We start from the raw sequence: 6935 nt of genomic DNA, 5'->3' as shown, positions 1-6935 counted from the left end.
GTGCCCTGGCACCCTCAGTATGGCTCTTCGGTACAAACTGAACTTTCTTCTTTGCTGCATCGAGTATTCGCTTCTCTTGTTCATGTGGCGATAGCTGCGCCTCAGTCTGTCGTCGCATGACGAACTTTGCTTTCATGCCGTCGTAAAGATACGCGGCCAAATAAAGAAGCTCATCTATATTGGATGTCGCGAGCGAGCAAACCCTGTCTATCCCGTAGTAGTACGGAATCTTCGCCTCGCGGTGCATGAATATTTCAGCCGCACCTGCCTCTTTACCCGAATCCCTATCCACAAGATCTGAGGTTGCCAACGGAGCAATGTCTAGCGACATCTGCCGCTTTCCTTGATCTCTAGCAATCATGATTCGAGCCACATACAACTCGCGAAGCGTGTCAACGCTAGGTGTTAACGCGGCAGCCTCAACATGTGAGAGCCACTCACTATAACGAGCTAGGTTCTCTACCTTTTTAAGCGATCGTTGACTCTTTTCGATTCCCGCGGCCACATCGTCGCGAATCTCCACCGGAAGTAGCTCTTCCCGCAAGTACTGGGCGAATGAACCTGAAGGAATGACCGACTGGTTACCGAGTCTGCGATCAAGAACATTCTGAGCAAACTGCTTGAACTGACTTTGTCCAGAACGTTCCGACCATAGGTCGTCGAGATGGTAATAGTGAACATCTCTTCCCTCTCGTGCCCCGGGAGAAATCAACTGCTCGCCTAAGCTTGTGGACCTGTCGGCAAGCCAGACGGGAATGGTCGGGCGCAACTCAACCAATTCACTAATGAGAAGTTCCCTTTGTCGCTTTCTAAGCTTCCAGATGTCATCGACCATAAGAAGTCTTCTGGGAGCAACCTCCTTGCCATTAACGAGGAAGCGAATCGACTGCAGCCAGATCAACCCTTCGAATCGAACGTCGCTAGGCAATTCAGACGGATCAGGTTCAGTAACGGTATCTAGCTGAAGATAGACTTTCCTTTCCTGCTCTTCCGCCCAGGCGACAAGGGCGCCAAGTGTGCCTAGCGTCGGAATCGCCGTGAGGGACGCGGCATCTGCGCCATACACGACGGACACTTCAGCCAATTGCTCCGGCGAGGAGTGGCCCAACAAAGCGCTGACGCTTCGCACCGTTCGCAGCACAATACGGCAGTCGATCAAGGCCCTGAACAACCCGTCGCTAGTATTGGTGGCGCCAGCAGGCAAATCAGCATAGCCAGATGCGCATGAAAGCATCACGCCAAGAAGCTCAGCACCTTCAGTCTCGCTGATGGCATGTAGGCTCACGAGCTTTTGATAGGAATCAGAAATATCTGATGCCTTCCTAGAGTGGTAGAACGCCCTGAGAGCAGTTGGCGTGAAGGATCGCAGGAGCGTGCTCTTTCCGGCTCCCGGAGGGCTGACAAAAACATGCACGCCGCTCAGAAATGCATCATCCTCAATTCGATCCAAGATCTTAGGAGAAAAGAGCTTGACGAACTCCTGGTCTGAAGTGCGTTCCGAGACTCGCTCAAGGAATGGGTTGCGTGCGTAGGCCACTCAGAACTCCCTGTGACGGCTTACCCGTGGAAACAACCCTTGAAAGCAATGTGACTCCGGAGCCCAGAGAAGGTACAGAGAATTATTGGGCGCATTATGAGAAAGGACAACGGGTAGCGCGCAAGCTGCAAACCCCCACTTGGCGTCCTTTGTTCCTCCAACTCCAATGTGCTTGTCTGACGCCATATCGTCGTAGTACTTCGGATTGTCTACCAGCGCAGCTAGACCGGGGTCGGTAGTCTTGGACACTGACAAACTTCTCTCAATTGGTAGCAGCACTCTTACTTGGATTGGTTTGAGTCCTCGCTCAGATGCGAAGCGCTCTGACCAGTACTCAATGTGGTCTATCGCTTGACGAGTTGCTACGTAGAGAAGTAAGAAAACCTCGTAGTGAGCGGTATCCACGAGATCACCCATATGAAGGCGATCAAATACCTTAGGAATCTTTCCCTTGTATCTCCCACTTTTTGGATCATATCGAATATAGGTATTGCCGCTGCCTGAGAAGTCATCAAGCAGCCAAACCAACGTAAATCGAGATCCAGCAGTCTTAGGCTCCTGTTTGGCCTCTAGCGCAGCATCGATCATCTCTGCCGCCGCATCACGCCCTCTGTCGTCAAGTACCCGGAGTACAGCGTCGCTCAACTTCTCCTTCTTGGGATTGACCGCAGCTTGAAGCGCTTCAATCATCTCTTCAGCTTTTGATTCACCAAGCTCATATGCCTGCCAGATCTGTTCATTGCTGATGGCTCCGTTGCTGGCGCGTCGCAGTTCATTAGTTCGTGCGCCGTCGCTGAGTCCGAGATACAGAGATTTGTGTCGTAGCTCTTTGAACCGCCTGTCTTTAGCCAAGCGCCTGACCTGGAACGAAGCAATGCCTGTTTCTTCTGAAACAAGCCTAAGGACCTCTTGTTCGATGATGTCTGGATACGCAAGTTGCACTAGATGAGAAAGCTCTTGCTCCGAAAAGAACACGAGCTTCTCCTCTACGAACGATAGTGCTTCTTTCCTGTCGGATGGATCGAACTGATTGAGCCATATGGCCAAGCTTTCAACGAACTTCCTGCCGGGTCCAAACCGCTGGTACAAGTCATATTTGTAGGTCGCCAATAGCTGAAGCTTAGGCACATGGCTCAAGACATCTTCCTGCTCAACCCAGCCCATAACGTGAGTTAACAGAAGTTCGGCGTTCAGTTCCTTCATGAGCAGGCTCCGTCACAAGAGTTGGAAGCAGAACTGGCCGTCTTCAATGTTCATTCGTTCTAAGTACCACATAGTGGCATCTACATCTCTCCGAGAATCCGGCGCCAACTTCCAACCGCGATCCAACCGGCGAGACGGCTCGTCGACGCTCAGCGAAAACTTGTGCTCGAGCAAAGAGCAGTCATTCCCTGGCCAACTCCCTTGGTCGCCCATTGTTACGATTTGGTATGGATCGATGTTGTGCTTACGAATGATGGAGGCGATAAGGTGAGTTTTACTAATGTTGGGGGATACGATGTCTACTGAATGCTTGCTTCGAAAGACAGTGCTCGAGTTCAGACCGGCTTGTCGCAATCCATCCGCAATCACGAACCACATACCTTCAGCTTGCACGCCTTCGTGAAAGCGAACACTTATCTGATAGGGGTAGTTCGGCTTAATCTCTCGGATCGGAACACCGGATGATTGGAGAGCCCTGAGAATTCTGGTGACATGACTCAGAAACTCGTTGTTTGTCTCTTCAGGGATGTACTCTGAATTAAGAGTTCCCAGCCAGCCACCATTGAAAAGCCCTACCTCAATCCGGTCCCAGAAGCGCTCGTTGATCTTCTCACGAAGTTTGCTTTGGATTCCTTCGCCGCGACCTGAGGCGATCCCCACGACAATCCCGCTGTCGATGATCGCCTCAAGTCGTTCGATCATGAGATCGGTGGGTGCCTCCTCGGGATGATTCGAGCGACGGAGCGTGCCGTCGTAGTCGAACACGATTGCTCGAAAACTTTGTTCTTGGAAGGCGAGCTCGCAGTCAAGTAGCGCGCGACGAGTAGAGCCGCTCGTCCCCTTCGAAGGCCAGCGAACTCCCATTGATTCGTACTTTGGCTGAAGGCCGCGTACCTCAGGAGTAGATTCCGATGGAACGTTAGAAGCTAAGTCCAAGTAATAGAGCGCACGGCCGAACTCTGGAACATAAGGTTTCGCGGGATCTTGAGCTTGAGTCTTGGCAATAAGTCCAATCATCTTCATCTGCGCGACTAGGCCGGCAATGAGATCTCTAGGCTTGGACCCGCTAAGCTCCAGTGTGAACGTCGCAATGTCAGCTGGAAGATTTGCGCACATCTGAGTCCAAAGTCCAGCTAATGCCGGATCGGTTATTGCCAGTACAGCGCACTCCTGTGGGCGCTTTGAGAGCCAGATGTGCCTGCCGTGCGCAAACGATCTAAGGTCCGCGATTTGTGAATAGAGAAGGGCGGACTCAGAGAGCTTCGACTCTAGATCTGCTGCAACTGCCTTCAACGAAGGCGCGTACACAATGATGACTCCCTTCCGGGCTGTCATCTCCACAGAGAATGCCTCGAAGTCCGATAGTCGTGAGTCGATCGACTCTTGGCCTATCTCGAGTTCATCCATTGAATCTGGCAGCGGGTGTGCGTCCCCATCAAGCTCGCTGTAGGCTCTGGCAACAAGTACCGCATCCAGGAGAAGGCTGTTTGTCGCGAGGTAGCCGTCCTTCTCAGCCAGCTCGAACACATGTGTAAGTGTCCCCGGCCTCTGCGCGGCGCGGTCCATTAGGGGACTAGACTGCCTATTTGTTAGGACATGGATAGGTCGGGAACTTCTCTGTCTTGCTCGATCTAATGCCTCGACTATGTCCGGGTTCTTCCCTTCAGCTGATATAAAAAAAACGGGACTAGATGCTGCGAGAGTTGGATTACAGATGATCTCGAGTGGTGTCGCCGCCCGCGAGACACGACCTGTGTAGGCTTCATGCAAGTTGGATAGCAGCGTCGCTACAGTGAATGAGCCCCCAGAGCCAACGCCGATGATGCTTGATTCACTTGCGCCCGCAATTGCCCTCTTGAGCGCAGAGACATCGGCATCTAACGCGCGCCCATAGGTGGATCTCAACTGGCTAAGCTCGGCGTCGTACCGTGTCATCTGACTTCCTCGTCCTCTACGCTGCTTCCAATGCTGCTTCTCGTCTTGCTGGCGCCTTCTTCGGAGTGCGGCTCGCCTTCTTCACACTGGCAGGCTTCGGGTTCTGTTGTGCCGCCAGAATCTCTGCACGAACTTCCATTAGAAGTACACCTAGCATGTTCTTCCCCACGCCATTGACCTCGCCCCAAAGTCGATTTACCGCATTGTCCACTGTACCCACTTCGACGAGCCGAGCACTCCCAGTCGATAGGAGCAATTCGGCCAGTTTGGGGTGCTGAGTAAACTTCGCACGAAGGACGCCACGCATGCGGTCGAACTTTGTTTTAGCCCAGTCGGGCTTTACATCCCAAACGTAGAGGCCATGTGCAGCCATGGCCGCCAATGCGGGTGTTGGCGCTGCCAGGATCCAATCTCGCACAACCTCCTTCCGCGCCTTTCCGGCCTGGTAAGCGTGTTCGGCGGTCGGGTAAACAAGACCTTCGAATTCAACTTCAGACCTGAAGAGATTACTGAACACGCCATACGGCTTTTCGTTTGAGCGGTAGAAGCGTACCTCGTCCACCGCCTGGGCGGCTTGCGCCGAGCGGGGCTTCATTGCTTTAGCGGTCTTAGGGGGCTTTGCGGTCTTCTTTGTCATGCGCGGGCTCCGTTTCTATTTCGTCGATGCTGATCTGAAGCGCTTCGCAATGATTGAGGATTAGCACCTCAACCAAACTGGTCAGGCTGCGCCTGTCGCGCTCTGCCGCGATCTCGGCGGCGGCCTTGATGGCCGGCTCGATCCGAAGCGTCATCACTGCCGTCTTGCGGCGTGGCCTTCCTCTGGGCATTCCAACCACTCAGGTGCTGTGATATGCAATCTTAACACAGTCTTTAGTATGTAAAAGTGCAGTACATTATTCCTTGCTAATAGTATTGAACTTAGTCGCGACACAGGTTGAGACTGGCCAGGGCGCTGCCGGAATCTGCGCGGTGAAGTGGACCCACTCCGTACGTCCTCAAAGGCAGCTTTGCTGACCCGCAGCCACATCCACGATGCGGAATTGGCCGCGCACCAGTTGCCCCCTCGCATCCCCACCAAGAACAAGGCGATCAACAAGCTGGCTCACTGCTAGGCGACACAAGACATGCCGGGCTCAAAAAACGGCCGAAATGCCAAATTTTCTTGATCGATCGTCCAAACATGCGGCTGCAAGAGCTGAAATGGCGGCCGAGCAGCGGCTGAAAGGTTGTCGCCGTGCAGCTGCGAGCCACGCCAAACCCCCGCCGGCAGGTATCAGGCCGCGCCACCGAAAGGTGTTCGCCGTGTAGCTGCTAGCCGTACAGAGCCCCTCGCGACAGAAGCTGGCAGTACCTCGGATAAAGCAGCCGCAGACGGCTACGAGCACAGAAGCCTTGCGTACTCGCACAGCCGTCCCAGCTGGGGAAAAGTCGCACGCCGTGCGACGGACATTGCGCACTTCTGGCTGCAAACAAACGGCCGACAAGTTGGCCGTTTAAACGCACTTCGTTCAGAAGTGGAAAGCACCTTATAAACCCGGAAAACAGGGCTTTACACGCCGGTGTACGTAACCGACACGAAAGTCATGTCAATCAGGTTGACAGGGCCCACCCCCGTCGCTACGTTGATAACTTGAAGCGGACACAACTGTATTAAGGCGTGCTCCGCAGGCAAGAAAAAACCCAGCCGTTGAAGACTGGGTTTGTTCTTTAAAACGAAGAACGCATTTTGGTCATCACGAGAGCGTTGGCGCGCTAGCGAGATGACTAGAAACGGGCAGTGGGAGTTAACGAGAACGACTCTCCTGCCGGACCGTCCTAGGTGCGTCCGCGTCGAACTGAGTGGCCCGACAAAGATGATAATTCCCGTATCCCGAAATTGTGTCAACTCGGGAACTGACCCTAGGCCAAAGACCGTTCTCTCACGCAACACGGAGACGAACATGAGCCTTACGGCCAAGATCGTGTCGGTGCGCGCCTACACCCGCAGCCGTTTCGGCCGCCGGGAACTGGTCCGCCGCCACTTTCGTTCGCGCCCGCGCCGCTAAGCGCGCCTCAGTGCCCTCCCTGGCCTGTTTCAGGGGAGAGGTAACCCGCGCTGTGTGATCGCGCCGCTACCGAGCAATCGGGCCCGGTCAGCAACATGAAGGCCGCCCGTAGGGGCGGCCTTTCCTACCTGTGGTCGTGGACCCTGCCGGTGGCGCTGGGAGGGTTGATCGGAGGGTTAACCTGATTCACTTAGGTGAGCAACAGCCGCGATGAG

Annotated in this window: 5 protein-coding genes; all 5 read right to left on the bottom strand. The window is 54.1% G+C overall.

The window, feature by feature from the left end:
- Positions 1-1537, bottom strand: a 1537-nt coding sequence (locus tag ACSION_RS18650) for an ORC-CDC6 family AAA ATPase (protein WP_435307261.1), incomplete at its 3' end; no start/stop codon positions are given.
- Complete coding sequence (locus tag ACSION_RS18645) at positions 1538-2740, bottom strand: phosphoribosyltransferase-like protein (RefSeq protein WP_435307260.1); 1203 nt, start codon at positions 2738-2740, stop codon at positions 1538-1540.
- Between the two features lie 12 nt (positions 2741-2752).
- Entirely contained in the window at positions 2753-4267 is a 1515-nt protein-coding gene (locus ACSION_RS18640) for an HAD family hydrolase (RefSeq protein ID WP_435307259.1), read from the bottom strand.
- Positions 4268-4691: 424 nt separating this feature from the next.
- On the bottom strand, positions 4692-5312 hold the full coding sequence (locus ACSION_RS18635) for an NADAR family protein (RefSeq protein WP_435307258.1): 621 nt from the start codon (positions 5310-5312) through the stop codon (positions 4692-4694).
- Positions 5284-5466: a hypothetical protein gene (locus tag ACSION_RS18630; protein ID WP_435304590.1), complete on the bottom strand. Its 183-nt coding sequence runs from the start codon at positions 5464-5466 to the stop codon at positions 5284-5286. The genes ACSION_RS18635 and ACSION_RS18630 overlap by 29 nt, the downstream gene beginning before the upstream one ends.
- Positions 5467-6935: the final 1469 nt, after the last annotated feature.

This window comes from Pseudoxanthomonas sp. LjRoot125 (assembly GCF_964252705.1).
Taxonomy (GTDB): Bacteria; Pseudomonadota; Gammaproteobacteria; order Xanthomonadales; family Xanthomonadaceae; genus Pseudoxanthomonas_A.
Note: the sequence above shows the minus strand (reverse complement) of the source record. Positions and strands in the feature narration are given on the sequence as shown.

Coding starts and splice junctions, on each gene's coding strand:
- ACSION_RS18645 (WP_435307260.1), bottom strand. CDS start 2,740: ATGAAGGAACTGAACGCCGAACTTCTGTTAACTCACGTTATGGGCTGG.
- ACSION_RS18635 (WP_435307258.1), bottom strand. CDS start 5,312: ATGACAAAGAAGACCGCAAAGCCCCCTAAGACCGCTAAAGCAATGAAG.
- ACSION_RS18630 (WP_435304590.1), bottom strand. CDS start 5,466: ATGACGCTTCGGATCGAGCCGGCCATCAAGGCCGCCGCCGAGATCGCG.